Origin of the sequence: Streptomyces sp. 147326 (assembly GCF_045000215.1) — a bacterium.
Lineage (GTDB): Bacteria > Actinomycetota > Actinomycetes > Streptomycetales > Streptomycetaceae > Streptomyces.
On sequence record NZ_CP134201.1, the window covers coordinates 6195734 to 6221377 of the forward strand.

Consider the following 25644-nt stretch of genomic DNA (forward strand, 5'->3'; position numbering starts at 1 on the left):
GGATGACAGTCCCGGGACGCAGGAGCAGCACCTTCATCCGGCTGCTCCGCAGCGGTTTCACCGACCCCTCCGCCGCAGCCCGGCTGCTCGACGCCGAAGCGCTGGCGGCCGTACGCGCCGATCCGGTGCTGCTCGACGCCCTCGGGGCGACCGCCGACCCCGACCTCGCCCTCCTCGGGCTCGTCCGCCTCGCCGAGGCGCAGCCGTCCGGCGAGCTGCCCGGCCTCCTCGACACCCTCGTCAGCGCCAAACCGCTGCGCGACCGCCTCCTCGGCGTGCTCGGCGCCTCCGAGGCCCTCGGCGACCACCTCGCCCGCCATCCCCGCGACTGGCTGACCCTCGTCACCTACGAGGCCGCCGACCTGCACCCCGGACTCCCCGAGTTCGAGCGCGGGCTCGCGGACGCGCACGATCCCGTCGCCCTGCGCGTCGCCTACCGCCGCTGCCTGCTCTCCATCGCCGCCCGCGACGTCTGCGGCACCATCGACGTCGCCGAGACCGCCGCGGAGCTCGCCGACCTCGCCACCGCCACCCTCCGCGCGGCCCTGCGCATCGCCTCCGCCGCCGCCCCCGAGGACGCGGCGCAGTGCCGCCTCGCCGTCATCGCGATGGGCAAGTGCGGCGGCAACGAGCTCAACTACGTCTCCGACGTCGACGTGATCTTCGTCGGGGAGGCGGTCAACGGCACGGACGAGGGCAAGGGCATCCAGGCAGCCACCCGCCTCGCCTCCCACCTCATGCGGATCTGCTCCGAGACCACCGTCGAGGGCACCATCTGGCCCGTCGACGCCAACCTCCGCCCCGAGGGCCGCAACGGACCCCTCGTCCGCACCCTCGCCTCCCACATCGCCTACTACCAGCGCTGGGCCAAGACCTGGGAGTTCCAGGCCCTCCTCAAGGCCCGCGCCGTGGCCGGCGACCCCGACCTCGGCGGGCAGTACATCGACGCCATAACGCCCCTGGTCTGGCAGGCCGCCGAGCGCGAGAACTTCGTGCCCGACGTCCAGAAGATGCGCCGCCGCGTCGTCGACAACATCCCCGCCGCCCAGGTCGACCGCGAGCTCAAACTCGGCCCCGGCGGCCTGCGCGACGTCGAGTTCGCCGTCCAGCTGCTCCAGCTCGTGCACGGCCGCAGCGACGCCACCCTGCACTCCGGCACCACCCTCGACGCCCTCCACGCCCTGGCCGCCGGCGGCTACGTCGGCCGCGCCGACGCCGCCCAGCTGCACGACGCCTACCGCTTCCTGCGCGCCATGGAGCACCGCATCCAGCTCTACCGGCTGCGCCGCACCCACCTCGTCCCCGAGGACGAGAACGACCTGCGGCGCCTGGGCCGGTCCATGGGCCTGCGCACCGAGCCCGTCGCCGAACTCAACAAGGCCTGGCGCCGGCACGCCTCCGTCGTCCGCCGCCTGCACGAGAAGCTCTTCTACCGGCCGCTGCTCGACGCCGTCGCCCAGCTCACCCCCGGCGAGACCCGGCTCTCCCCGCGCGCCGCGGGCCAGCGCCTCGAAGCCCTCGGGTACGCCGACCCGGCCGCCGCCCTGCGCCACCTCGAAGCGCTCGCCTCCGGCGTCACCCGCAAGGCCGCCATCCAGCGCACCCTCCTGCCGGTGCTGCTCGGCTGGTTCGCCGACTCCGCCGATCCGGACGCCGGCCTGCTGGGCTTCCGCAAGGTCTCCGACGCCCTCGGCAAGACCCCCTGGTACCTGCGGCTGCTCCGCGACGAGGGCGCCGCCGCCGAAAACCTCGCCCGCGTCCTGTCCGCCGGCCGCCTGGCTCCCGACCTGCTGATGCGCGCCCCCGAGGCGGTGGCCCTGCTGGGCGACCCCGAAGGCCTGCAGCCCCGTACCCACGAGGCCCTCGAACAGGAGGTCATGGCCGCCGTCGGCCGCGCCGAAACCGCCGAGGCCGGCGTCGCCGCCGCCCGCGGTGTGCGCCGCCGCGAGCTCTTCCGTACGACCGCTGCCGACATCATCGGCTCGTACGGCACGGAGGACAATCCGGCCGAGGAGGACCACGGCGCCCTCGTCGACCGGGTCGGCGGCGCCCTCTCCGACCTCACCGCCGCCACCGTCGCCGGAGCCCTGCGCGCCGCCGTCCAGAGCCACTACGGCGACACGCTGCCCACCCGCTTCGCCGTGATCGGCGTCGGCCGCTTCGGCGGGCACGAGCTCGGCTACGGCTCCGACGCCGACGTCCTCTTCGTCCACGAACCCCGCGAGGGCGTCGACGAACAGGAGGCCGCCAAGGCCGCCCAGACGGTCATCGCCGAGATGCGCAGGCTGCTCCAGCTGCCCACCGCCGACCCGCCGCTGCTCATCGACGCCGACCTGCGCCCCGAAGGACGCTCCGGCCCGCTGGTGCGCACGCTCTCCTCCTACGCCGCGTACTACCGGCGCTGGTCCCTCACCTGGGAGAGCCAGGCCCTGCTGCGCGCCGAACCCGTCGCGGGCGACGCCGACCTCGGCGGCCGCTTCATCGAGCTCATCGACCCGCTGCGCTACCCGATGGAAGGCCTCGGCGAGGACGCCGTACGCGAGATCCGCCGGCTCAAGGCCCGTATGGAGTCGGAGCGGCTGCCGCGCGGCGCCGACCCGACCCTGCACACCAAGCTCGGCCGCGGCGGCCTCAGCGACGTCGAGTGGACCGTGCAGCTGATCCAGATGCAGCACGCCTGGGCCGAACCGGGCCTGCGGACCACCCGTACCCGCGAGGCGCTCGCCGCCGCCCACGCGGCGGGACTGATCCCGACCGACGAGGCGCAGATCCTGGACGAGGCCTGGGTCCTGGCGACCCGGGTCCGCAACGCCGTGATGCTGGTCCGCGGCCGGGCCGGGGACACCTTCCCGTCGGAGGCCCGCGAACTCGCGGCGGTCGGCCGCTACCTCGGATACGCCGAGGGCACGGTGGGGGAGATGCTGGACGACTACCGGCGCATCACCCGCCGTGCCCGGGCGGTGGTCGACGAGCTGTTCTACGGCGGGTAGCCGCTCCCGGGCGCACGGTCGGATGCCGACCGGTGCCGGGAGCCGGGCCGTCCAACAGGCCAACTCTGGTCGCGCCTTCGCGATTTGCATATGATCACCCTCAACTACGGGGAGGCGTGACCATGTCAGATGATCTCGGCCAGGTGGACATGCGGTTGAACAGCGGGCCGCCGGTGGGTCCGTACGCTCCGGGGGTCACCGCGCCGTCGCCCGGCCCGTACGCTCCGGGCGTCACCCCGCCGTCGGTGGTCCCCTACGCTCCGGGCGTCACCCCGCCGTCGTCGGGGCTGTTCACTCCGGGCGGCTCCAAGGACTTCGCCTCGACGCCCGCGGAGAAGAGGGCGGCGGCGGACACGATCGAGAACGAGCTGGAGCACGCCACCAAGACGGCCGCGGAGCACGCGGACGACGCCACCGGCAAGGCCCAGAAGGGCTTCGAGGGCTGGGAGACGGCCGCCGGCCTGAAGAAGGTGGCGGACACGTGGGACCAGCAGGTGAAGACCCTGATGGGCCGCCTCGCCGGGGAGAAGGCAGAGCTGCGCGGCGCCTCGGGCTACATCACCCGCAACGACATCGGCCTGGGCAGCCAGTTCGCGTCGCAGTCGCAACTGCACGGAATGTAGGGGGCTGCGGTGCTGACCTATTACGAAGTCATGACCACGGACCTGGGCCTGTTGACGACGGCCGCCGCCAAGTGGGACTCGATGGCGGGCGAGCTGAAGAAGGTCGAGACCCGCTACGGGGACACCGTCCAGAAGATCACCATGGGGGACAACTGGGTCGGCGTCAGCGCCGCAGCGGCGCGGACGAAGTTCACGGCGACCCGCTACGAGTACTCCGCCGCGCAGAACCAGGCCAAGGCGGTGGCGAGCCTGTTACGGGGCGCCCACGAACAGCTCGTCGACCTCAAGAAGAAGCTGGAGAGCGCCCGCGACGACGCGATCGCCGCCGGCATGACCGTCTCGGAGCAGGGGCGCGTCGCCTTCGACTACTCCAAGCTGACGCCCTCCGAGCGCAGCGCCTACCACCACGACCCCGACGGCCAGGAGGCCATCCGCACCGCGGTCGGCAAGTGGCAGAAGCACATCGACGACCGGGTCAAGGCCGCCTCCGACGCCGACCAGCACGTCAAGGACGCCCTCGTGGCGGCCGTGAACGACAGCAACAGGGATGCCCTGGGTCAGGGCAACGGCGCCGACGAGACCCTCACCGGCTTCAACAACTACGCCGAGGGCGACCTGGCGAAGGCCAAAAAGCTCGACGAGGTCAAGATCAGGACGAAGCCCGACACCTGGGACGTCGGCGTGAGCACCACCGGCCCGGGCCAGTACGGCAAGGAGGCCTCGATCAAGGCCTACGCCGACCTCTTCCACGCCACCGCGAAGGGGGAGGGGAACCTCGGGGCGATGCAGCTTTCCGGGATCGCCGACATCTACGGCGGAGCCCGGGGCACCGCGAACTTCGGCTTCAGCGACAAGGGTTTCGTCGCCAAGGCCGAGGGGTCCGCCGGGATCCGGGCCCTGGCCGAGGGCCGGGCCGGAGGCGAGTACCAGAGCGTCTACGGGCGGGCCGAGGGATTCGCCGGCGGCGAACTCGCGGGCAGCCTCAAGGCCACCAAGGAAGAAGTGACGATCGGCGGGAAGGCGTTCGCCGGGGCGAAGGGCAGCGTCAACGGAGGTGTGGAGTCCGGTGGCATCGGCGTCGGCCTGACGGCCGAAGGCTGGGCGGGTCCCGGTGCTGAGGGCTATTGGGGCTACAAGAAGGACGAGGCGACCGGTGTATGGAAGCTGGGCGGCAAGTTTGGCGCCTCGCCCATCCTCGGCGGCTCCATAGGCCTGGAGATCACCGTTGATCCGGAGAAGGTGGCCAAGACCGCCGGTGACGTGGCCGACGCGGTGGGCGATACGGCGCACGCGGTCGGCGACGCCGCAGGCGACTTCAAGGACTGGTTGCTCGACTGATGTCCGTTTCCATGGAAGGAGGGCCCCGGATGCCCACGACACTGCCGGTGCCGATCGAGTTCCGGCTGCCCGAGGGCTGGCTCCCGGCCCGTCCGGAGGGGTTCGACCCGGGAGTGGCCTTCGCCGCGGTGCATCCGCAGCCGGACGCCGGGTTCACCGCCAACATCACCATCGACGGCGGGTTCCCGAAGGACGGGGTGACCCTGGCCGAGATCGCCGATGCGTCGGTGGAGCACCTGCGTGAGTTCGCCGAGTCGGTGGAGGTGGTCCACCGCCGCGAGGTCGGTTCCGAGGACGCGCCCGCCCTGACCCAGCGGCTGAGCTTCTCGGCCGTGGCCGACGGCGCCCGCCACGAGCTCGTCCAGTCCCAGGTGTACCTGTCCCTCGTGGACACCGGGGACCCGCACAAGCGGGCGATGATCCGCCTGGCCCTGACCGCCACCGCGGCCCAGCACGACGAAGTCCTGGAAGACTTCCAGGACTTCGTGCGCTCGGTGCGCCCGGACGATGGGGCGGAGAGCTGACGGTGGGTCGTCTCTGGGACAAATACACCGGCACCAGGCACCCGGCCCGTAGTGTCACGCCGGGGGCCGCCGAGGAGCTCCGGGAGGCGCTGCTCGCGCTGGGTGGCCCGGACGGGCTGTTCGCCGTCCGTGAGGGCACCCCGCGAGAACGTGCCGACCTGGTGGTGGAGTGCCGCGTCAGCGAGATGCGCCTGACCCTCAAGACCAGCATGCGACTGGTCCCCGCGCAGCACGAGGTGCGCGTACTCGAAGAGCGGTGGGAGCCCTCGCTGGAGCGCTCCGGCGAGCAGTACGGCCGGGGTCCGGGGAAGGCGGTCTACAAGCAGTGGGAGTTCCAGCGGGGCGCTGACGGCCGCCGCCGCAAGGTGGAGACGTTCCGCTTCGACACGGGGCTGATCAAGAACCCCCTGCAGAACACGGTCCTCAGGGCGGGCTGGACCTGGCGCGGAGTGCTGTTCAGGCTGTGACCGGCCCGCGCGCCCGCCACGGCGTCCGGTGGTGCGGCCGGCAGGGTGTGCCGGCCGCACCACCGGGCAGGCGCGGGGTCAGCGCGCCGTGCCGAAGTCCTGGGTCCAGTAGTTGCCGGGCTGCGCCAGGCCGATACCGATCTCCTTGAAGGAGCAGTTCAGGATGTTCTCCCGGTGGCCGGGGCTGTTCATCCAGCCCTCCATGACCTTCTCGGGCGTGCTGTAGCCGTAGGCGACGTTCTCGCCGTACGTGCTCCACGTGTACCCGGCGCGGGTGATGCGCGCGCCCGGGTCGGAGCCGTCGGAGCCGGTGTGGGACATGTTGCTGTGGGAGGCCATGTCCGCACTGTGGTCCTGCGCGGCCTTCGTGAGCTTCGCGTTGAGGGCGACGGCCGAGCATCCGGCGGCGGCGCGCTCCTGGTTCACGAGGGCGAGGACCTGGGCGACGGAGCCGGAGGCCGGCGGCGCCGACGGGGCCGAGGTCTTCGGGGGCTCGGGCGCCTGCGGCTTCTTGGTGGCGACCGGCGGCTTCGCCGGCTTCGGCTGCGCGGGCGGGGAGGTCTGTACGACCGGCTGCGCGGGCGCCGCCTCGGGGCTGCTCGGCTCGGCGGCCGGGGGGCTGCTCGGTGCCGTCGGGACGTCCACGGGGGCCAGGGTGCTCGGCGTGGCCGAGGGCGCGTAGTGCCACGGGCGCTGGCCCTGGTGGCTCGCGGCACGGGTCCGGCCGCTGTCGTCCGTGTCGAAGCAGGCCATGGCGGCCGTGGGAACACCCACGATTGCCAGGGCGCCGACGCCGATGACTATTTTCCGGTACGGCTTATTCTTCCGATGCTTCTGCATGCGTGACCTCATTCGGTGATCGCGAAGCTCCCGGCGCCGGAACTGCGGGACGCCGGAATAGCGACATTCTTAGAAGACCGCCAATGACCTGGCAAGTTTCCGCTTCGCGTACACCCGGGGCATTCGACACCCGGCTTGAAACGGGCCGATGATCGTGCATGGTCACGATCAGGTCACTTGCACAACCATGTGATGTGTCTTCAGGAATGCCCGTGACCAGGGAAGTCGACGACAAGTCGGGCGGTAGGACGGATTCCGTTCCCGCCGGAGAGGGGAATGTCGAATCCAAAACGGACAAATGTCGAAATGTCGATGACGTGGCACGCCCGGGAAGGTGTTCGGCGTCGAGCTGCGCACTGTGACGCATGTCACGCAACCGTGCGTCGGATTACGGCGTCGGGGTGCGGTGAAGGGGCGCACCGGCAGCGTGCCCAATTCCCGCGACCCCATTCGGAAGAATTGCCCGGCGGTCAGAAAAGATCGGCGAGGCGCTTGCCGAGGGACCAGGCCTCGTCGACGGAGCAGGCTGCCAGATCGCTGTCGCGTTCCACGGCCGCCTCGGCGAGATGCGCGGTGGCATAGAAGTTCACGCGGTCGCAGAAGACTTCGCGAATATCCGCCCCGGTGGCGGGAGCGAGGGTGACCGCCGCGGTGGAAGGACTCAGGTCGAGTACCCCGTCCGGGGTGACGGTGAGCGTGATCGGCTCGCCGGTGGTGGCGCACCGCGAGGCGACCGTACTCGCCGGCTCCTCGAGGACGACGGGGAACATCAGCACGTCCATGGCGCACCAGCCGTGGACCTGCTGCCCCTGGAGCTGCATGGAGTGGGGACGCCGGTCGTCGAGGGAGACGCCCGCGCCGATGACGCGGCCCCGGTCGTCGGTCTCCAGGTCGAACTTCATGGCGTGGAAGCGGTCCAGGACCTCGTCGGCGGGCCAGTCCAGCAGCCCGCCGGCCTCCTGGAGGCTGAGCGGCCCGTACGCGAGGAGGCCGCCGACCAGGACGGACCCCGCGGCCATCAGCTCGACGCCCTGCGGTGAGGTCCACTTGGCGACCAGCTGATCGGACAGCTGCTGCACACGAGCATGCGACATTTCGCTCCCTCCTACAGCTCTTCTCCCCCGCTTCCAGAAGGCCGCCGCAGCCTCCTGAAACCCGCTCAGGGTGCGCGAGGGCGACGGTGGTGGGGGAGGGGTGCGTCGGCAGCGCGCGGTCCGCCTCACTGAGGACGCGGTATCAGTTCGTCGACGACGAAGTTGAAGTTCCCCGCGGGGCCGGTGTCCGACCTGATCAGCCGGTCGAGGAAGAGCGCGACCCCAGCCGTTCCGGTGGCGAAGTCGGCGCTCTCGCGCATGGCCTGCTCTCCGGGGAAGCCCGCTCCCTCCGCGCAGTCGATGCGGAAAAGGAGGGCGCCTTCCGCGACCGTCCAGGCGCCTTCGCGGTACTGCGGATCCTCGGTGAACTCCCACACGTCGAGCAGCGCGTTCCCCATGCCCGACAGACCGTGGAACAGCTGGGGGAAGACGGCGTACTTGTGGAGGACGTTGCCGACGAGGGGACCCAGCCACTCCCGGAGCCCGTCGTCGGGCCGGACGGCGAGGTAGCGGATCAGTGTGGTGAGGACGCCCGCTGAACCGGAGTCCCAGTAGCACCTCGGCACGATCCTGCCCGCCTCCGCCTCGTGGGGAACCATCGCCGGAAACCCCTCGAACTCCGCCCCGTGTCGGACCGCATGTGCCAGGTCGTGGTCGAGGGCGGAGCGTCCGAGCGCGAAGGCGTACTCGTCCCGCGCCGCACGGGACAGGTAGAGCAGGAACAGCGCGACTCCGCTCCCGCCGAAGGCGTAACCGAGCGGTACGTCGCCCTCCGCGCTCGGCCAGTAGGCGCCCAGGGGGCCGCGGACGCAGGTGGCCGCGAGTCGCTCCCCGACCCGGACGGCGGCGTCGAGGAATTCGTCCCCGTATCCGTCGACCCAGAACCTGAGGCAGGCGATCCCGTAGCCCGCCGCCCCGTAGAGCACGTTCGGCGAGGCGTCGAGCAGGGTGTGCCGGCCGGCCCTGCGCAGGAGATCGGCGGCGGCGTCCGGTCGGCCGATCTCGTGAAGGACCCAGGCGATGCCCGCTTCTCCGAGATACAGGCCCGGCGGGTACGACTCGTCGGTGACGTTCCGGTCGGCCATCCAGGCAGCGAGGTGGGGCGGAACCGCGACCCCGGTGTGGTGGAAGGCGTGCAGGACGCCGGCGGCTCCGTAGGCGACGGACAGCGGATTGGTCTCGAAAACGGCGGGGTCCGCCGGGAACAGTCTGTCGCGGCGCTCCGGTGTGGCCGTGCGTTCCAGGTAGCGCAGGGCGGCGGCCCGGGTCTCCCGGACGAGTGCGCAGGTGCCGCGTCGCGGCTGTCGACGCGGTCCACGGGCGGGTGCGGGGCCGCCCGGCGCCCCGTTGCCTCGCGGAGCCGGAGCCGGAGCCGGTTCGATGATGGGGACGTCGGTCAGGGCAGCGATGACCTCGTCGATGTCGGGGGCGTGCCCGGAAGCGGGCAAGTCCATGAGTTCGTCGAGGAATCCCACGAAGCGGTCGGACAGTCTGAGGTCGTCCGTGAGATCGGCCAGGAAGCGACGACGCGACGGCGGGTGCAGCTCGGCCATCCCGTTCGCCAGCATGACGCTCCCGAAGACCACAGCCCCCAGCGCGTACAGGTCGTTGGCGCGGTCGCTGATCCCCGAGCGCACCGACCCGGGCGTCGCCATCCCGGGAGTGTGGAGACCGACGGACGGATCGACGCCCTCCTCGACGGCGCATTCGAGGTCGATGACGCGGAGTGTGGACGGCCCCGTGACGATGACGTTGCTGAAGGAGAGGTCCCCCAGCACCACGCCGCGGCTGTGCGCCGCCTTGATCGCCCGGGCCAGCTGCAACCAGCGGCGGCGGAGGTCGGCGTAGTACTCGTCCAGGGCGGGTTCGGTGATGTGCGCCCGGTAGAGCGGGTTCATCTTGATGCTGTAGCGGCCCAGATGATCCCCGGGCAGGTACTCCTCCACGAGGAAGGAGTGTCCGCCCTCTTCGAACATCTCGATCGGGCGGACGTAGAACCCGCAGTCGGAGAGGTCCCGCAGGATGCGATGCTCCTTCTGCAGGAGGTCCACGGCGTCGATGCGGTGGAGTCCCACTTCTATGTGGGGCCGGGCTTCCTTGAGCACGACGGTACGGCCGGTGGCTTGGTCGTCGGCCAGGTAGACACCGCCCCGGTTGGAGAAGTTGAGCGCCGATCTCACATGGAAGCGCCCGTCACGGAGTGCCGGCGGCGCTTGTTCCTGCGGCGGACGGGCGTGGACGAGCGGGTCGGTCAGCCATTCGGGCAGGTGCCAGTACGGGGCGCGGACGTCGGGCGCGTACTCGCCGCGGGCGTCGGCGATGACGTACTCGCGGCTGCCGTCCGGCTGCAGCAGGGTCCGCGGACTGAAGCCGCCGTACCGGTAGTAGACGCAGGACGAATCGGGCCACCGTCGGTCGGAGAGGATGTAGGGACCGTCGAATCCCCTCAGTTCGCTTGTCAGCGTTGCTCCGAGGCGGAGAAATGCCTGGTCGTCCGGCGGATAGAACGTCATGAACTTACCGCTGGAACCGCGCGGCCACAGCTTGCCGTTGGCCTCCGCCACCGTCCGCGTGTCCAGGAGGAACTTGAACGACACGGACGCGTCCACTGCACAGCGGATCGCTCGCTCCAGGCAGGCGACGGAGTCAAGGGAGCGTACCGCCACGTGGATCTTCCAGCCCTGCTCGGGCACGGACACTCGAGGCGATTGCGCCAGGTACCACAGCCCGGTGCGGCGGAGCGTCCAGTCGGGCGGCGCAACGGCCTCGAACGCTTCGACGTGTTCCGAAGTCGGCGCGTATCCGTCCGCGCTCTCGAACCACCTGGGGTGGTACCGCGCATAGGCGTTGACGAATTCCCAGTCGTGCATGGCACCGCCTCGTGCATTCGTCGTCGAGGGGTTCGTCGGCCGGCGGAGCAAGCCGGAGCAAGGCGGTGCGGCGTAGCCACGCGTACGTGACGTCCCCCGAGGACCGCGGGGATGGCTTCACCGCAGGGCTCGGGGGAACTGCCCCAAGAGGGCGCTGTCACATGATGGTGCCGCCACCGCCACAGCTGTGATGGTCGCAGGAGGTGATGCTGACGTACCCGGCAGCTTCAAGCGGGGGCTGCTGGGACCTCCTCGCACCTTGGACGAGAACCTTCTGCAGTTCGAGGATCGTGGGCATCACCTGCTTGACCAGTTCCTCTTCCGACCTTCCCGTACCGGTTGGTTCCGTCATCTCACCCACTCCTCGAGGTATGACGGGGATCTTGCACATGGAACCGAGGATTGGTGGCGACCGACCCCGCCCCCGGGCCTTGTGGACCGCTGGCTTTGGGCCAGACGCTCGACACTCGCAGGCAGTCGTGGCTTCCGCACGACGCCAGTTCCAGCCTGCGCCGCGTCCCTGCCTTCCGCAATCTCGGGACGATCGTTGAACGTCATACGAGCGACCGGAAGATAGAGAACGAGCTAAGCGGCATGCGTCGCCGCCGCGGCCGTCGGTGGGGCGCAGCTCCGGCAGTGGCCGGGGGTGGGGGAGCGGAAGGCGCGCTCGCAGCCGTCGCACGTACGGAGGGGATGGACGGTGTGGTCCGGAGGTGCGGGGTGCGCCGCCCACGGGTCCGCCAGCCGGGGCGGGAGCAGTTCCCGCAGACGGTGAGTGAGCAGGGCTGCGGGGGAATGGATCGCCGCCATCGGGAGGGAGCGCGTCATTGCCGCCGTGACGGCGCTCGGGGGCAGCCCGCGCTCCAGCCAGACGGCCGCGGCGGGCGCCAGCCGTACCGTGTCGTGCTCGGAGAGCACCAGCCGCGGATCGCGCAGCCGCAGCCGGGCCAGCAACTTCCGTGCCTGCAACTCGACTTCGGGGGCGGCCGGTTCGGCCTCCGGGTTCGGTTCGGCCTCCGGTTCGGGGTCCGGGTCTGGTTCGGCCTCCGGGTCCGGGTCCGGCTGAGGGGCCGGCTTCGGCGCGGACCGGGTGGGCGGGACCCGCCGCTCGCGGGCCGCCTCCGCCCTCGCGGGCGGGTTGTTGTACGAGACCGTGGAGGTCACGACGCGCCCCGTCGGGAGCCGCTCCTGGAATCGGGCCAGGTAGCCGTACTGCTCCAGCTCGCGCAGGGCGGCGGCGATGCGGACCTCGCCCTCCGGGAAGCGTTCCGCGAGGGCCTTGATGGTCACCTTGGAGCCGGCCGGGAGTGACTGGATGTGCGTCGCCAGCCCGATCGCCGTCATGCTCAGCCGGCGGTGCTGGGCGAGGTGGTTGCCGATCTTGACGTAGCCGCGGCGGTGGTCGTGGTTGATGTGTCGGATCCCCGACGGGACGCGCGCGGGCGCGCTAAGCTGCTGGTCAGCCATGGAAGGGTAGGGTCCTTCGATTGGTCAGGCCCTCGGTCGGGATTGCCGTCCCGGACGGGGGCCGAATGCGTTCTATGGGGTTGTCGGGAGCCAGAGTGCCCGGTGAATTGTCATATGCGCCAGCCCGGTTGGGGTGATTCACTCGACCGGGTGAGAGGGGAGGGGGAGGTGTGGAGAGGTCCTTTCCCCCGGTTATTACTCTTTAGGCGTCGTGCGGGACCGGACATTGATCCACCGGGTCGTGGAAACCTCGATCCGGTGAAATCGGACTCGCCAAATCCATTTCCGCCCACACGGTCTTCAGTGGCACCGGCCCGTGATCCGTTCCCCACCGCGCGGCGAGCGCGGACACGAGGGTGAGCCCCCGCCCCGACTCGGCCTCGGCGTCCGGCACCCCGACGACCGGGGTCGGCCCGAACTCCCTCCGGGTGTCGGACACTTCGATACGGAGCGTAGACCCGGGCGCGAGGCGCAACACCAGCCGGAAATCCCGCCCGCGCACCCTCCCGTGGGTTACGGCGTTCGCGGCGAGCTCGGCGACGACCTGCGCCGCATCCTCGAACGGAAGTTTCTGTTCCACGAGTTGAGCCACCGTGAGCGCGCGGGCGGCACGGGCTCCGCGCGGGGTGGAAGGGAGCGTGGCGACGAGGGAGATTTCCTGATTCACGTGACTCAGAGTGGCCATCCGTGCGTAGCCTGAACAGAGTCGAGGGCGCTGTGTACGAAGGCTGTCCAGGGCGGGCCGGTGGTGTCCTCGTGGTCCAAGGGGAGGCGGATGTGAACACGGACGGCGCCGACGAGTCGAGCTGGGAACTCGACCCGGAGGACGAATCCGGCGCGGTTATCGCCACGGTGGGACGCCAGCTGAAAATGTGGCGCGAGGCCGCGGGGCTGGACCGTTCCAAGTTCGGCGAGCGGATGGGGTACGGGGCGAACCTGATCTACAAGATCGAGCGCGGAGCCCGTATTCCGAGGCCGGAGTTCCTGGACAAGGCGGACGAGGTCCTTGGGGCGGGCGGGAAAATCGCCGCGATGAAGGCGGACATCGAAAGGGCCCGCTATCCGAAGAAGGTTCGGGATCTGGCCAAGTTGGAATCCGAGGCGGTGGAGATCGGGTCGTACGACAACGTCGTGGTGACGGGTCTGCTCCAGACGGAGGAGTACGCCCGTGCCCTGTTCGGGCTGAGGCGCCCCGGCTTCTCGGAGGACGAGATCGAGCGCCTGGCCGCGGCAAGGCTGGCGCGTCAGGAGCTGCTCCGACAGCATCCGGCCCCGCTGCTGACCGTCGTGCAGGAAGAGGCTGTCCTCCGACGGCCCATCGGGGGCAAAATGGTGTTGCGCCGCCAACTGGAGCACCTGTTGGAGGTAGGCAGCCTGCGCACCGTGGAGATCCAGGTGATGCCCATGGTGGTCGAGGAGCACTCCGGTCTCGGCGCGTCGTTCACGGTCATGCGCCTCAGGGATGGAGCGACGGTCGGACACAACGAAGTTCAGCTGGCCAGTCGCTTGATCACCGAGCCAAAAGAGGTCCAGATCCTGGACATGCGCTATGGCATGATCCGGGCACAGGCTCTGACGCCTCGCGCATCGCTGACGTTCATCGAGAAGCTACTGGGGGAGACATGAGCATCAAGCCGTCGGGCGTGGGCCTCTCCGCGCTGGCGTGGGTCAAGAGTAGTTACAGCACCGCCGACGGACCCAATTGCATCGAAGTCGCCTGGACCAAGAGCAGCTACAGCACGGCCGACGGGGCGGACTGCGTCGAGGTCGCCCGCACCCCCGGCACAGGCACGGTCCTCGTCCGGGACTCCGCGCGGCCCGAGTGCGCCCGCCTCGCCGTCACCCCGGCCGCCTGGACCGGGTTCGTCGCCCACGCCGTCACCTCGTGAGAGGACTTGATCCCGCCGTCGAGGCCGTGTACCGGTACCGGCGGCCGGATCCGGCGTGCTGGGACGCCGTCGTCGAGGCGGTCTGTTCCCAGGAGCCGAGCTACGACGCCGACAGCGCGTTGGTTCAGGCGGGCCGGGCCGTCGCCGGGCATGCCGACCGGATCGCCGCGTCCTTGCGTCAGCGGCAGGGGGTCTACGGGACCGCCGTCGGTCACGGCGTGGAGGTGCTCGCGCTCGCCCTCGCAGGAACGGGCGACCCGCGGGCGATACCAGCCCTGCAGGGTCTCGGAGAGCACGGCGGTTTTCCCACCCAGCGCCCGTGGGCCCGCATCCTGGCCGCGTTGCCCGCGGCCGGGCTTCTCCCCACGATGCGGGCCGTGCTGCAAAAGAGCCGCTACCGGCCGGAGGCCACCCTCGAAGTGCTCGCGGTCTGGGGACCCGACGCCGCGCCCGCCGTGCCCGAGGTGACCGGGTTCCTGGACACCGACCTCGCCCACGACGCCCTGCGCGTTCTCGGCCGGATCGGGCCCGCCGCGGCCGGGACGGCGAACCGGCTGATCGACTTCGTCGCCGGCCGCGCCCCACGGGCCGGCCGTCACCACACGCGGCTGGCCGCCTGGGCGCACTGGAGGGTCACCGGGGATCCGGCCCTCGCCCTCGACGTGTGCGGTTCGGCCGTGAAATCGGGGAGCGGCAGCCACGGGCTGCCCTACCTCGCCGATCTCGGCCCGCTGGCCGCAGCGCACGCGGACACCGTGCGCGGTTTGATGGAATCGCCCGGCGCGTGGACGCGGGTCGCCGCGGCGCGCGCGTACTGGCGGATCACCGGGGACCCGGAGCCGGCCGTACCGGTCCTGCTGGCGGAGGTGGATGCGGACTGGACGGGCCTGCAGGCCTTGCCGACGCAGGAGGCTGTACGACACCTCGGGGAGATCGGCGCCCCGGCCGCCGCGGCGGCGCCCTTGCTGCACCGGATCCTGGCCTCGGAGGAACGCCTCAGCCACCCCTACGAGACCACGCGCATCATCATCGACACGTCCTACACGCGCACCCTCACCGAGGCCCTGAAGCGGATCGCCCCGGGCGCGGCCGACACCGGAGCGGAGCTCGTACCGATCGGCGGGCAGGTGCGGCTGCGGGGGCTGCGCGGCTGGTGACCCGGATCCCGGCTATGGGACCCCGACTATCGGGACCCCGGCTTTCCGGGCCCCGGTCCTCAGGCGCGGGTCCGGAAGCGGTTCAGCAGTTCCGCCGCCGGGTGCGGACCGGCGGGCTGCGGGTGGCGCGGCAGGCGGTGCGGCATCGAGCCGTACCAGGACCGCGAGACCGTGTAGCCGAACGCCAGGCAGAGCATGCCGCCCACGGCGTCGAGCCAGAAGTGGTTGGCGGTGGCCACGATGACGACGAGGGTCGCCGTCGGGTAGAGCAGGCCCAGGATGCGGGCCCACGGGGCCGAGGCGACCGCGAAGATCGTCAGCCCGCACCAGAGCGACCACCCTATGTGCATGGACGGCATCGCAGCGTACTGGTTCGACATCTGCTTGAGGTTCCCGGAGGCCATCGAGCCCCAGGTGTGGTGGACCAGCACGGTGTCGACGAAGTTCTGCCCGTTCATCAGCCGGGGCGGCGCGAGCGGATAGAAGTAGTAGCCGACCAGGGCGACGCCGGTGGTGGCGAAGAGGACCAGGCGCGTGGCGGCGTACCGCCCCGGATGGAAACGGTAGATCCAGACGAGCACGCCGATGGTCACGACGAAGTGGAGCGTGGCGTAGTAGTAGTTCATGCCCACGATCAGCCACGTCACGGAGTTGACGGCGTGGTTGACCGACTCCTCGATGGCGATGCCGAGGTTCCGCTCCACCCCCCAGATCCAGTCGGCGTTCGCCAGGGCGATCGTCTTCTGCTCGGGCACCGCGTTCCGGATCAGCGAGTACGTCCAGTAGCTCACCGCGATGAGCAGGACCTCGAACCAGATCCGAGGCCGGCGCGGGACGCGCAGCCGGGAGAGGAGGGCACTGTCGGAACCCGGGCGGGTCTCCGTCTCGACCGCAGTGGGTGAGGAGACATCCGTCCGGGTTTCCAGTGTCTTCACGCTCGATTCACCCATGGGGAGAGAGTCTGCCAGATGCGTTCTCGCCTCCGATCATCCCTCGGGACGGTCTTCGGCGCAGCCGGTCCGTCTCAGGTACGAGACGCCGCGCGCCGCTGCCCCGGGCCGGAAGCCGTGGAGCCGCGCACCACCAGTTCCGGCAGGAACACGAACTCGCTGTGCGGGGCCGGCGTACCGCCGATCTCCTCCAGCAGGGTCCGCACCGCCGCCTGCCCCATCGCCTGCACGGGCTGGCGGATGGTGGTCAGCGGCGGGTCCGTGAACGCTATGAGGGGGGAGTCGTCGAAGCCGACCACCGACACGTCCTGCGGCACCCGCAGCCCCTGCTGGCGGGCGGCCCGGATCGCGCCGAGCGCCATCATGTCGCTCGCGCACACCACCGCCGTGCAGCCGCGCGAGATCAGCGCGGCCGCGGCGGCCTGGCCGCCCTCCAGGGAGTAGAGGGAGTGCTGGATGAGCTCCTCGATCTCGGCCTCGCCCAGTCCGAGCCGCTCCTTCATCCCGAGCCGGAAGCCCTCGATCTTGCGGAGGACGGGCACGAAGCGCTTCGGGCCGACCGCGAGGCCGATCCGGGTGTGGCCGAGCGCGGTGAGGTGGGTGACGGCGAGCTGCATCGCGGCCCGGTCGTCGGGGGAGACGAAGGGGGCCTGCACCTTGTCGGAGAACCCGTTGATGAGGACGTACGGGACGCCCTGCCCGCGGAGTTGGTCGTAGCGGCCCATGTCGGCCGTGGTGTCGGCGTGCAGGCCGGAGACGAAGATGATCCCGGAGACCCCGCGGTCGACCAGCATCTCGGTCAGCTCGTCCTCGGTGGACCCGCCGGGCGTCTGCGTTGCCAGCACCGGCGTGTACCCCTGGCGGGTCAGGGCCTGGCCGATGACCTGGGCGAGCGCCGGGAAGATGGGGTTGTCCAGCTCGGGCGTTATCAGACCGACGAGCCCCGCGCTGCGCTGGCGCAGGCGTACGGGCCGTTCGTAGCCGAGTACGTCGAGCGCGGCCAGTACGGATTCACGGGTGCCGGCGGCCACACCGGGCTTGCCGTTGAGCACGCGGCTGACTGTGGCTTCGCTGACCCCCGCCTGGGCTGCGATGTCGGCTAGCCGTGCGGTCACGGGATTGGACTGTACCGGGCGGAGGCTCAAATTGCCCACCACGTGCACGAATCCGGCGGAAGGCGGACGGTGCGGCCGTCCGTCTCCACGGGGGAGCTGGAAAGTACGGGACGTCCGGGCGCGGGAAGCTCGACCGGGTCGGGGCGGCTGTTGAGGGTGCAGGCGAAACCGGGGCGGGTGAAGAGGAGCACCCCCTCGGGCGCGGGCAGCCAGCGCATCCCGGAGCGGTACGGGGCTTCGGCGGCGGGACCGGTGCCCGCCTCCGGGGCGCCGAGGCCGGGCATCGCCCGGCGCAGTTCCAGGGCGGCGCGGTAGAGCTCCAGGGTGGAGTGGGGGTCGCCGGTCTGGGCGGCGACGGTGAGACCGCCCCAGCCGGCCGGCTGCGGGAGCCAGCTCCCGGTCGGCCCGAAGCCGTACGGCGGCTCCGCGCCGCACCAGGGAATCGGCACCCGACACCCGTCGCGCAACCCCTCCTGCCCGTCGGCCTCCGGCCCGGCCGACGGATTGGCCCCTGACCCGATGCCCGCACGGGCCTGCGGCCCGTCGCCTGCTCCGGCCTGCGTTTGGGCCTCCGGCCCGGTCTGCAGGGCGGCCTGCGGCCCGGCCCCCCCGCCGGCCTGCGGCCCGGCACCCGCCCCGGTACCCCGCCTGGCCTCGGGCCCGGCACCCGAGCTGGCCTGCGGCCCGCCAGCGGGTCCGGCGGGGGCTTCGGGGGCCGACCCGCGGGCGGTCCCCGGAATCTGGCGGCGGTGCCCGCGGCGGAAGGCGGGGTCGCGGCGGGATTCGGGTGGGAGGTCCAGGACCTCCGGGAGGCCGAGCTCCTCGCCCTGGTAGAGGTAGGCCGAGCCGGGGAGGGCCAGCATCAGGAGGGCGGCGGCCCGGGCCCGGGCCAGGCCGCGGGCTCCGCCCCCGTACCGGGTCACATGGCGTACGACGTCGTGGTTGGACAGCACCCACGTGGTCGGGGCGCCGACCGAGGTGGTGGCGGCCAGGGACTCGTCGATGACGGTGCGCATCGCGGCGGGGTCCCACGGGCAATTGAGGAAGCGGAAGTTGAAGGCCTGGTGGAGTTCGTCGGGGCGGACGTACAGGGCGAGGCGCTCGGAGGTGGGGGCCCAGGCCTCGGCGACGCCGATGCGGTCGCCCTCGTAGGAGTCCAGGAGCCGGCGCCACCCGCGGTGGATCTCGTGGACCCCGTCCTGGTCGAAGAAGGGGAGCGGTTCGGTCCCGATCAGGGTGGCCTGCGCGCCGCGGCCGATGTCCGGCAGGCCCGGGGCCTTGACCATGCCGTGGGCCACGTCGACGCGGAAGCCGTCGACGCCGAGGTCGAGCCAGAACCGCAGGACGGACGCGAATTCGGCGGCGACCTCCGGGTGGTCCCAGTCCAGGTCCGGCTGCTCGGGGGCGAAGAGGTGCAGATACCACGCGCCGTCCGCGACCCGCGTCCAGGCCGGGCCGCCGAAGATCGACTCCCAGTCGTTCGGGGGCTCCGAGCCGTCGGCCCCCCGCCCCGGGCGGAAGTGGTACCGCGCCCGCGCCGCCGGATCCCCGGCGAGGGCGGCGCGGAACCACGGGTGTTGCGCGGAGGTGTGGTTCGGGACCACGTCCACGATGACCCGCAGCTCCAGCTCGTGCGCGGCGCGGACGAGCTCGTCGGCGTCGGAGAGGTCTCCGAAGAGGGGGTCGACGGCCCGGTAGTCGGCGACGTCGTAGCCGCCGTCCGCCTGCGGGGAGACGTAGAAGGGGGTGAGCCACACGGCGTCGACCCCGAGGCGGGCGAGGTGGGGGAGGCGGGAACGGACCCCGCGCAGGTCGCCGACGCCGTCGCCGTCGCTGTCGGCGAAGGAGCGCACGTACACCTGATAGATGACTGCATCGCGCCACCAGCCACCGCTCGCGGTCGTGTTGCTGGAAGAGCTTGCAAGCTGGACGGCCGTCGACTCGTGGGTCATATCGGGGTCAACGCGGGTACACGCCCCCTGGTTGCGGGCCCGGACAGTCGAAGGTGACTCGAACTAACAGCAAGCTGAGGCAACCGTACGGACACACGGATGTAACGATCCCCTCCGCTTGCAGAAAGTTTGCGCAAGGTCTTTCGGTCCTCTTTCAGTCTTGTTACGTTCCTGGCAACTCGGGACCGCGAGGGCGCGGCCGGGATCATCGAAGGAGTTCATATGCGGCGTGGCATAGCGGCCACCGCGCTGGTCGCGACCCTGGCGCTCGCGGCGACGGCTTGCGGCGGTGACACCAAGGACGACGGCGACGTCAAGTCCGGCGGCGAGCTTTCCGGCACGGTCACGTGGTGGGACACCTCGAACGACGCCGAGAAGGCCAGCTTCCAGAAGATCGCCGAGGCGTTCACCGCGAAGCACCCGAAGGTGACCGTCAAGTACGTCAACGTCCCGTACGGCGACGCGCAGAACAAGGTCAAGAACGCCTTCAGCAGCGGCTCCGACGCGCCTGACGTGATCCGCGCCGACGTCGGCTGGGTCGCGGACTTCGCCTCGCTGGGCTACCTCGACGAGGTCCCGGCCGAGACGGCGAAGAAGGTCGACGCCGAGTTCCTGCCGCAGGCCGCGGCCAGCGGCAAGTACGAGGGCAAGACCTACGCCGTGCCGCAGGTCATCGACACCCTCGGCCTCTTCTACAACAAGAAGATGCTCGCCGACGCCGGCGTCCAGCCCCCCAAGACGCTGGAGGAGCTGAAGAGCACCGCCGCCGCCATCAAGGCGAAGTCCGGCAAGGCCGGCCTCTACCTGCGCGGCGACGACTCCTACTGGTTCCTCCCGCTGATCTACGGCGAGGGCGGCGACCTGGTCGACGCGAAGAACAAGGCGGTCACCGTCGACAACGCGGCGGGCGTCAAGGCCTTCAAGACCGCTCGTGACCTGGTCACCTCCGGCGCGGCGATCACCAACGCCACGGACGGCTACACCAACATGCAGACGGCCTTCAAGTCCGGCGAGGCCGCCATGATGATCAACGGTCCGTGGGCCGTCGCCGACACCTACGCCGGTGACCAGTTCAAGGACAAGGCCAACCTCGGCGTCGCCGCCGTCCCGGCCGGCTCCGTCAAGGCCGGTGCCCCGCAGGGCGGCCACGACCTCGGCGTCTACGCCGGTTCCAAGAACCGCGCCGCCGCGCACGCCTTCGTCGAGTACATGACCTCGCAGGAGGTCCAGGTGCAGTCCGCCAAGGACCTGAGCCTGCTGCCGACCCGCACCGCCGCCTACGAGCAGCCGGACGTCAAGGGCAGCGAGATGGTCCAGTTCTTCAAGCCGGCCGTGGACAAGGCCGTCGAGCGCGCCTGGATCCCGGAGAACGGCTCCCTCTTCGAGCCGCTGAAGGTCGAATACACCAAGGCGATCACCGGGGCGTCGAGCCCGGAGGACGCGGCCAAGACGGCCGGCGTCGAGTTCCGCAAGATCCTCAAGGGCTGGAAGTAACGAAACCATGGCTGCTCACACCAGCCAGTCGGTGGCGAAGGCCGCGGGCGACGACGTCGAGAACGACGCCGCCGCCCGCGGCCTGAGCCGCAGGACTGACAGCAAGGCTCCCGGTGGGACCAAGGGTGGGCTGAGGCGCGCCCTCGCCACCCACTGGTACGCCTGGACGATGATCGCCCCGGTGGTGCTCGTCCTCGGCGTGATCATCGGCTGGCCGCTGGTCCGCGGCATCTACCTGTCGCTGACCGACGCCAACGAGCGCAACGTCTCGCGCACCATCGGCGCCCGCCACATCGAGGCCACGTACGAGTTCGTCGGACTCGACAACTACGCGGCCGTGCTCAGCGACCCGGTGTTCCTGCAGCGGCTGGTGTGGACGGTGATGTGGACCGTCGCGTGCGTGTCGATCACCTTCACGCTCGGCCTGGTCCTGGCCAACATGCTCAACCGGGACTTCCGGGGCCGCGCCGCCTACCGGATGGCGCTGATCCTGCCCTGGGCCGTCCCCGGCTTCGTCTCGGTCTTCGCCTGGCGGTTCCTGTTCAACCGCGACAACGGCATTCTCAACAAGCTCCTCGACGGCGGCGGCATCGCCGCGGTCCCGTGGCTCGACGACCCGACCTGGGCCAAGTTCTCGGTCGTCGCCGTCAACGTCTGGCTCGGCGTCCCGTTCATGATGGTCGCCCTGCTCGGCGGACTGCAGTCCATCCCCGGTGAGCTCTACGAGGCCGCCGAGATGGACGGTGCGAGCGCCTGGCAGCGGTTCCGGCACATCACGCTGCCCGGGCTGCGCGCGGTGAGCATGACGGTGATCCTGCTCTCCACCATCTGGACCTTCAACATGTTCCCGGTGATCTTCCTGCTCACCCGCGGCGGACCGGGCGACTCCACCGAGATCCTGGTGACCCAGGCCTTCCGCGAGGCGTTCGTGTCGAGCCCGCGCGACTTCGCCGGCTCCGCGACCTGGGGCGTACTGATCCTCGCCCTGCTGATGATCTTCGCGCTGGTCTACCGGCGCTCGCTGCGCAAGCAGGGAGAGGTGTGGTGACCATGACCAACGCTCGTACCCGGGGCGGCCGCTCCCCGCTCGCTTCCGCAGGCCTGCACCTCACCCTGCTCGGCGCGTCCGTCATCGCCGTGTTCCCGGTGCTGTGGATCCTGCTGACCTCGCTCAAGCCCGCCGAGCACGCGGTCACCACGGATTTCATCAAGGAACCGTCCTTCGGCAACTACACGTACCTGCTGGAGTCGAGCCACTTCCTCAGCTGGTTCGGGAACTCCGTCCTGGTGGCCGGCGTCACCACCGTCCTCGGTGTGTTCATCGCCGCCACCACCGGATACGCGGTCAGCCGCTTCAAGTTCCCCGGCATGAAGCCGCTCATGTGGACCCTGCTCATCACGCAGATGTTCCCCATGGCCATCCTCATCGTGCCGCTCTACAACCTGATGGGCGACCTCGGCCTGCTCAACCAGCCGGTCGGCCTGATCATCACCTACCTCACCATCGCCGTGCCGTTCTGCGCCTGGATGATGAAGGGCTTCTTCGACACCATCCCGGTGGAGATCGACGAATCCGGCCGGGTCGACGGGCTCAACCCCTTCGGCACCTTCTGGCGGCTGATCCTGCCGCTGGCCAAGCCCGGCCTCGCCGTCACCGGCTTCTACGCCTTCATCACCGCCTGGGGCGAAGTCGCGTACGCCTCCGCCTTCATGGTCGGCGAGGAGAACCTCACGCTGGCCGGCGGCCTGCAGACCTTCGTCACCCAGTACACCTCCAACTGGGGTGCGATGAGCGCCGCCTCGGTCCTCATCGCCATCCCCGCGGCGATCTTCTTCGTATTCGCCCAGCGCCACCTCGTCGCCGGGATGACCGCAGGCGCCACCAAGGGCTGACCACCCGCCTGCTCCCGCATCACCGGCCCGACCTCTCCAAGGACGACATGACCCAGCACCTCGCCGACGCACTTCCCACCTCCACCGGCACCCTGCCCGGCTGGTGGAGAGACGCGGTGATCTACCAGGTCTATCCGCGCAGCTTCGCCGACTCCAACGGGGACGGCATGGGGGACCTCGAAGGCATCCGCAGCCGCCTGCCCTACCTCAAGGAGCTGGGAGTCGACGCCGTCTGGCTCAGCCCCTTCTACGCCTCCCCGCAGGCCGACGCCGGCTACGACGTCGCCGACTACCGGGCCATCGACCCGATGTTCGGCACCCTGCACGACGCCGACGCCGTGATCCGCGAGGCCCACGCACTGGGCCTGCGCATCATCGTCGACCTCGTGCCGAACCACTGCTCCGACCAGCACGAATGGTTCAAGCAGGCACTGCGCGAAGGTTCCGGGTCCCGGCTGCGGGAGCGCTTCCACTTCCGTCCCGGCAAGGGTGAGAACGGCGAACTGCCGCCCAACGACTGGGAGTCGATCTTCGGCGGGCCCGCCTGGACCCGGGTCGCGGCGCCGGCAGGCGATGGGGGCACCTCCCAGCCGGAGGCTGGGGGAGAGTGGTACCTGCACCTCTTCGCACCCGAGCAGCCCGACTTCAACTGGGAGCACCCGGCCGTCCAGGACGAGTTCCGCTCCATCCTGCGCTTCTGGCTCGACCTCGGCGCCGACGGCTTCCGCGTCGACGTCGCCCACGGCCTGGTCAAGGCGCCCGGCCTGCCCGACCTCGGCGCCAGGGACCAGCTCAAGCTGCTCGGCAACGACGTCATGCCCTTCTTCGACCAGGAGGGCGTCCACGAGATATACCGCTCCTGGCGCCGGATCCTCGACGAGTACGAGGGGGACCGCGTCCTGGTCGCCGAGGCATGGACCCCGACCGTCGAACGCACGGCCCGCTACGTCCGCCCCGACGAGATGCAGCAGGCGTTCAACTTCCAGTACCTGACCAGCGACTGGGAGGCGACGGCGCTCCGCGAGGTCATCGACGGCTCGCTGGCCGCGATGCGCCCCGTCGGCGCCCCCACCACCTGGGTGCTGTCCAACCACGACGTCACCCGGCACGCCACCCGGTTCGCCAACCCCGCCGGCCTCGGCACCCAGCTGCGCGAGCCCGGCGACCGGGAGCTCGGTCTGCGGCGGGCCCGCGCGGCGACCCTGCTCATGCTGGCGCTGCCCGGTTCGGCGTACGTCTACCAGGGCGAGGAGCTCGGCCTGCCCGACGTCACCGACCTGCCGGACGAGGTCCGCCAGGACCCGTCGTTCTTCCGCGCGGCCGGACAGGACGGCTTCCGCGACGGCTGCCGGGTCCCCATCCCGTGGTCGGGTACGCAGGCCCCGTACGGCTTCGGCACCGGCGGCAGCTGGCTCCCGCAGCCGGACTCCTGGGCGGAGCTGAGCGTGGAGGCGCAGACCGGCGACCCGTCCTCCACCCTGGAGCTGTACCGGGCCGCCCTGCGGCTGCGCCGCGAGCGCCCGGACCTGGGCGCGGGCGAGTCGGTGGACTGGCAGGAGGCTCCCGCCGGCGTCCTGGTCTTCCGCCGCGGGGACTTCCTCTGCACCGCCAACACCACCGGCACGGCGGTACGGTTCCCCGTCGCCGGCGAGGCCCTGCTGTCCAGCGGCGAGGCGGTCGAGGACGGCGTGCTGCCGGCCGACACCACGGTGTGGTGGCAGGTGACGTCGGGGTGACCTCCCCCCTCCGGCTGACGGACATCGCCGCGCAGGCCCAGGTCAGCGAGGCGACCGTCAGCCGCGTGCTCAACGGCAAGGCGGGCGTCGCGGCCGGCACCCGGCACAAGGTGCTGGCCGCGCTCGACCTGCTGGGCTACGAGCGGCCCGTACGGCTCAAGCGGCGCAGCAACGGCCTGGTCGGGCTGCTGATCCCGGAGCTCACCAACCCGATCTTCCCGGCCTTCGCGCAGGTCATAGAGCAGGCGCTGGCCGGGCACGGGTACACGCCGGTGCTGTGCACGCAGACCCCCGGCGGGGCCACCGAGGACGAGCTGGTGGAGCAGCTGGAGGAGCGCGGGGTCACGGGGATGGTCTTCCTGTCGGGCCTGCACGCGGACTCCCACGCGGACCCGGCCCGCTACCAGCGGCTCGCCGCGCGCGGGGTCCCCTTCGTGCTGATCAACGGCTTCAACGAGCAGATCAGCGCGCCCTTCGTCTCCCCGGACGACCGGGCGGCGGCCGACATGGCCGTGCGGCACCTGGAGGACCTGGGCCACCGGAGGATCGGTCTGGCGATCGGCCCGACGCGGTACGTGCCGTCGGCGCGCAAGGAGCAGGGGTTCCTCGCCGCCGTGCCGGACGCGGAGGCGGAAGGCCTGATCCAGCGCACCCTGTTCACGGTGGAGGGCGGCCACGCGGCGGGCATGGCCCTGCTGGACCGCGGCTGCACGGGCATCGTGTGCGGCAGCGACCCGATGGCGCTGGGCGTCATCCGCGCGGCGCGCGAGCGGGGCCTGCGGGTGCCGCAGGACGTGTCGGTGGTCGGCTTCGACGACTCCCCGCTGATCGCGTTCACGGACCCGCCGCTGACGACGGTCCGCCAGCCCGTACGCGCGATGGCGACGGCAGCGGTGGGCGCCCTCCTGGAGGCGGTCTCGGGCACCCCGGTCCAGCGCACGGAGTACGTCTTCCAGCCGGAACTGGTGGTACGGGGCTCCACGGCCCAGGTGCCGTAGACCTTCCGGCGGGGCGGTGCGGGCCTGTTCCGCCCCGCCGGAAGCCCGTCGGGCGATCGAACCCGTCAGGGGCCGTGGCCGCCGCCCTGTCCGCCGTCGCCGCCCGGTTCCACGTCGGGGGCGTCGGGGCCGACGATCGTGAACGGACGCATCAGGCCGTCGTCCCCGTGTGGTTCGGAGAGCCCTGTCCAGCGGGACACGCCTCGGAAACAATTCTGCAATCTCTTGCGCAAACTCTTGCAGGCCT

General features: G+C 70.9%; 23 protein-coding genes. 13 read left to right on the plus strand and 10 right to left on the minus strand.

The features are described from left to right. The first annotated feature begins 2 nt into the window (after positions 1-2). The 5 genes from RIU97_RS28420 to RIU97_RS28440 all read left to right on the plus strand — a co-directional run bounded on the left by RIU97_RS28420 (position 3) and on the right by RIU97_RS28440 (position 5942). On the plus strand, positions 3-2990 hold the full coding sequence (locus RIU97_RS28420; RefSeq protein ID WP_404960420.1) for a bifunctional [glutamine synthetase] adenylyltransferase/[glutamine synthetase]-adenylyl-L-tyrosine phosphorylase: 2988 nt from the start codon (positions 3-5) through the stop codon (positions 2988-2990). Positions 2991-3112: 122 nt separating this feature from the next. Further along, the gene (locus RIU97_RS28425) at positions 3113-3613 is read left to right on the plus strand and encodes a hypothetical protein (protein WP_404960421.1); all 501 of its coding nucleotides are present in this window, start codon (positions 3113-3115) and stop codon (positions 3611-3613) included. A 30-nt stretch (positions 3614-3643) separates the two neighbouring features. Then, positions 3644-4951, plus strand: a complete 1308-nt coding sequence (locus RIU97_RS28430) for a hypothetical protein (RefSeq protein ID WP_404960422.1) — start codon at positions 3644-3646, stop codon at positions 4949-4951. Positions 4952-4980: 29 nt separating this feature from the next. After that, a complete protein-coding gene (locus RIU97_RS28435) occupies positions 4981-5475 on the plus strand; it encodes a hypothetical protein (protein ID WP_404960423.1) in 495 nt (164 codons plus the stop codon). A 2-nt stretch (positions 5476-5477) separates the two neighbouring features. Further along, positions 5478-5942 carry a hypothetical protein gene (locus tag RIU97_RS28440; protein ID WP_404960424.1) on the plus strand — a complete coding sequence of 155 codons (465 nt, stop codon included), beginning with the start codon at positions 5478-5480 and terminating at the stop codon, positions 5940-5942. Between the two features lie 78 nt (positions 5943-6020). On the opposite strand, the gene RIU97_RS28445 is transcribed toward RIU97_RS28440, so the two are convergent. The 6 genes from RIU97_RS28445 to RIU97_RS28470 all read right to left on the minus strand — a co-directional run bounded on the left by RIU97_RS28445 (position 6021) and on the right by RIU97_RS28470 (position 12880). Then, the gene (locus RIU97_RS28445) at positions 6021-6782 is read right to left on the minus strand and encodes a CAP domain-containing protein (RefSeq protein WP_404960425.1); all 762 of its coding nucleotides are present in this window, start codon (positions 6780-6782) and stop codon (positions 6021-6023) included. Between the two features lie 470 nt (positions 6783-7252). Then, positions 7253-7876, minus strand: coding sequence for an organomercurial lyase (gene merB, locus RIU97_RS28450; RefSeq protein WP_404960426.1), 624 nt, complete (start codon positions 7874-7876; stop codon positions 7253-7255). Between the two features lie 125 nt (positions 7877-8001). Continuing rightward, positions 8002-10746: a class III lanthionine synthetase LanKC gene (lanKC, locus tag RIU97_RS28455; protein ID WP_404960427.1), complete on the minus strand. Its 2745-nt coding sequence runs from the start codon at positions 10744-10746 to the stop codon at positions 8002-8004. 157 nt (positions 10747-10903) lie between these two features. Next, positions 10904-11098: a hypothetical protein gene (locus RIU97_RS28460; protein WP_404960428.1), complete on the minus strand. Its 195-nt coding sequence runs from the start codon at positions 11096-11098 to the stop codon at positions 10904-10906. A gap of 233 nt (positions 11099-11331) precedes the next feature. Beyond that, positions 11332-12213 (minus strand): helix-turn-helix domain-containing protein, encoded by an 882-nt coding sequence (locus RIU97_RS28465; protein ID WP_404960429.1) that lies wholly within the window; start codon positions 12211-12213, stop codon positions 11332-11334. A 202-nt stretch (positions 12214-12415) separates the two neighbouring features. After that, complete coding sequence (locus tag RIU97_RS28470; RefSeq protein ID WP_404960430.1) at positions 12416-12880, minus strand: ATP-binding protein; 465 nt, start codon at positions 12878-12880, stop codon at positions 12416-12418. A 110-nt stretch (positions 12881-12990) separates the two neighbouring features. Here RIU97_RS28470 and RIU97_RS28475 point away from each other — a divergent pair, with 110 nt between their 5' ends. Genes RIU97_RS28475 through RIU97_RS28485 form a run of 3 tightly spaced genes read left to right on the plus strand, consistent with a single transcriptional unit; the run spans position 12991 to position 15259 of the window. Continuing rightward, positions 12991-13839, plus strand: coding sequence for a helix-turn-helix domain-containing protein (locus RIU97_RS28475; RefSeq protein WP_404960431.1), 849 nt, complete (start codon positions 12991-12993; stop codon positions 13837-13839). Beyond that, entirely contained in the window at positions 13836-14102 is a 267-nt protein-coding gene (locus RIU97_RS28480; RefSeq protein WP_404960432.1) for a DUF397 domain-containing protein, read from the plus strand. The genes RIU97_RS28475 and RIU97_RS28480 overlap by 4 nt, the downstream gene beginning before the upstream one ends. Next, positions 14099-15259: a hypothetical protein gene (locus RIU97_RS28485; RefSeq protein ID WP_404960433.1), complete on the plus strand. Its 1161-nt coding sequence runs from the start codon at positions 14099-14101 to the stop codon at positions 15257-15259. Before RIU97_RS28480 ends, RIU97_RS28485 begins: the two co-directional genes overlap by 4 nt. A 59-nt stretch (positions 15260-15318) precedes the next feature. On the opposite strand, the gene RIU97_RS28490 is transcribed toward RIU97_RS28485, so the two are convergent. From RIU97_RS28490 to RIU97_RS28500, 3 genes are all read right to left on the minus strand, one after another. Beyond that, positions 15319-16209, minus strand: coding sequence for a phosphatase PAP2 family protein (locus RIU97_RS28490; protein ID WP_404960434.1), 891 nt, complete (start codon positions 16207-16209; stop codon positions 15319-15321). Between the two features lie 74 nt (positions 16210-16283). Continuing rightward, positions 16284-17324, minus strand: a complete 1041-nt coding sequence (locus RIU97_RS28495) for a LacI family DNA-binding transcriptional regulator (RefSeq protein ID WP_327413628.1) — start codon at positions 17322-17324, stop codon at positions 16284-16286. Between the two features lie 26 nt (positions 17325-17350). Beyond that, a complete protein-coding gene (locus RIU97_RS28500) occupies positions 17351-19276 on the minus strand; it encodes an alpha-amylase family glycosyl hydrolase (RefSeq protein ID WP_404960435.1) in 1926 nt (641 codons plus the stop codon). A gap of 222 nt (positions 19277-19498) precedes the next feature. Between RIU97_RS28500 and RIU97_RS28505 the strand changes: the two genes are divergently transcribed. From RIU97_RS28505 to RIU97_RS28525, 5 genes are read left to right on the plus strand one after another with little or no spacing between them, the layout of a single operon-like run. Further along, the gene (locus RIU97_RS28505) at positions 19499-20770 is read left to right on the plus strand and encodes an extracellular solute-binding protein (RefSeq protein ID WP_404960436.1); all 1272 of its coding nucleotides are present in this window, start codon (positions 19499-19501) and stop codon (positions 20768-20770) included. 7 nt (positions 20771-20777) lie between these two features. Next, on the plus strand, positions 20778-21818 hold the full coding sequence (locus RIU97_RS28510; RefSeq protein WP_404960437.1) for a carbohydrate ABC transporter permease: 1041 nt from the start codon (positions 20778-20780) through the stop codon (positions 21816-21818). A 2-nt stretch (positions 21819-21820) separates the two neighbouring features. Beyond that, on the plus strand, positions 21821-22663 hold the full coding sequence (locus RIU97_RS28515; RefSeq protein WP_404960438.1) for a sugar ABC transporter permease: 843 nt from the start codon (positions 21821-21823) through the stop codon (positions 22661-22663). Positions 22664-22710: 47 nt separating this feature from the next. After that, positions 22711-24399, plus strand: coding sequence for a glycoside hydrolase family 13 protein (locus RIU97_RS28520; RefSeq protein ID WP_404960439.1), 1689 nt, complete (start codon positions 22711-22713; stop codon positions 24397-24399). After that, positions 24396-25397 (plus strand): LacI family DNA-binding transcriptional regulator, encoded by a 1002-nt coding sequence (locus RIU97_RS28525; protein WP_404960440.1) that lies wholly within the window; start codon positions 24396-24398, stop codon positions 25395-25397. The genes RIU97_RS28520 and RIU97_RS28525 overlap by 4 nt, the downstream gene beginning before the upstream one ends. 65 nt (positions 25398-25462) lie before the next feature. Here RIU97_RS28525 and RIU97_RS28530 read toward each other — a convergent pair whose 3' ends face one another. Continuing rightward, positions 25463-25597, minus strand: a complete 135-nt coding sequence (locus tag RIU97_RS28530; RefSeq protein ID WP_404960441.1) for a hypothetical protein — start codon at positions 25595-25597, stop codon at positions 25463-25465. Positions 25598-25644: the final 47 nt, after the last annotated feature.

Coding starts and splice junctions, on each gene's coding strand:
- RIU97_RS28420 (WP_404960420.1), top strand. CDS start 3: ATGACAGTCCCGGGACGCAGGAGCAGCACCTTCATCCGGCTGCTCCGC.
- RIU97_RS28425 (WP_404960421.1), top strand. CDS start 3,113: ATGTCAGATGATCTCGGCCAGGTGGACATGCGGTTGAACAGCGGGCCG.
- RIU97_RS28430 (WP_404960422.1), top strand. CDS start 3,644: ATGACCACGGACCTGGGCCTGTTGACGACGGCCGCCGCCAAGTGGGAC.
- RIU97_RS28435 (WP_404960423.1), top strand. CDS start 4,981: ATGCCCACGACACTGCCGGTGCCGATCGAGTTCCGGCTGCCCGAGGGC.
- RIU97_RS28445 (WP_404960425.1), bottom strand. CDS start 6,782: ATGCAGAAGCATCGGAAGAATAAGCCGTACCGGAAAATAGTCATCGGC.
- merB (WP_404960426.1), bottom strand. CDS start 7,876: ATGTCGCATGCTCGTGTGCAGCAGCTGTCCGATCAGCTGGTCGCCAAG.
- lanKC (WP_404960427.1), bottom strand. CDS start 10,746: ATGCACGACTGGGAATTCGTCAACGCCTATGCGCGGTACCACCCCAGG.
- RIU97_RS28460 (WP_404960428.1), bottom strand. CDS start 11,098: ATGACGGAACCAACCGGTACGGGAAGGTCGGAAGAGGAACTGGTCAAG.
- RIU97_RS28465 (WP_404960429.1), bottom strand. CDS start 12,213: ATGGCTGACCAGCAGCTTAGCGCGCCCGCGCGCGTCCCGTCGGGGATC.
- RIU97_RS28480 (WP_404960432.1), top strand. CDS start 13,836: ATGAGCATCAAGCCGTCGGGCGTGGGCCTCTCCGCGCTGGCGTGGGTC.
- RIU97_RS28490 (WP_404960434.1), bottom strand. CDS start 16,209: ATGGGTGAATCGAGCGTGAAGACACTGGAAACCCGGACGGATGTCTCC.
- RIU97_RS28500 (WP_404960435.1), bottom strand. CDS start 19,276: ATGACCCACGAGTCGACGGCCGTCCAGCTTGCAAGCTCTTCCAGCAAC.
- RIU97_RS28505 (WP_404960436.1), top strand. CDS start 19,499: ATGCGGCGTGGCATAGCGGCCACCGCGCTGGTCGCGACCCTGGCGCTC.
- RIU97_RS28510 (WP_404960437.1), top strand. CDS start 20,778: ATGGCTGCTCACACCAGCCAGTCGGTGGCGAAGGCCGCGGGCGACGAC.
- RIU97_RS28515 (WP_404960438.1), top strand. CDS start 21,821: ATGACCAACGCTCGTACCCGGGGCGGCCGCTCCCCGCTCGCTTCCGCA.
- RIU97_RS28520 (WP_404960439.1), top strand. CDS start 22,711: ATGACCCAGCACCTCGCCGACGCACTTCCCACCTCCACCGGCACCCTG.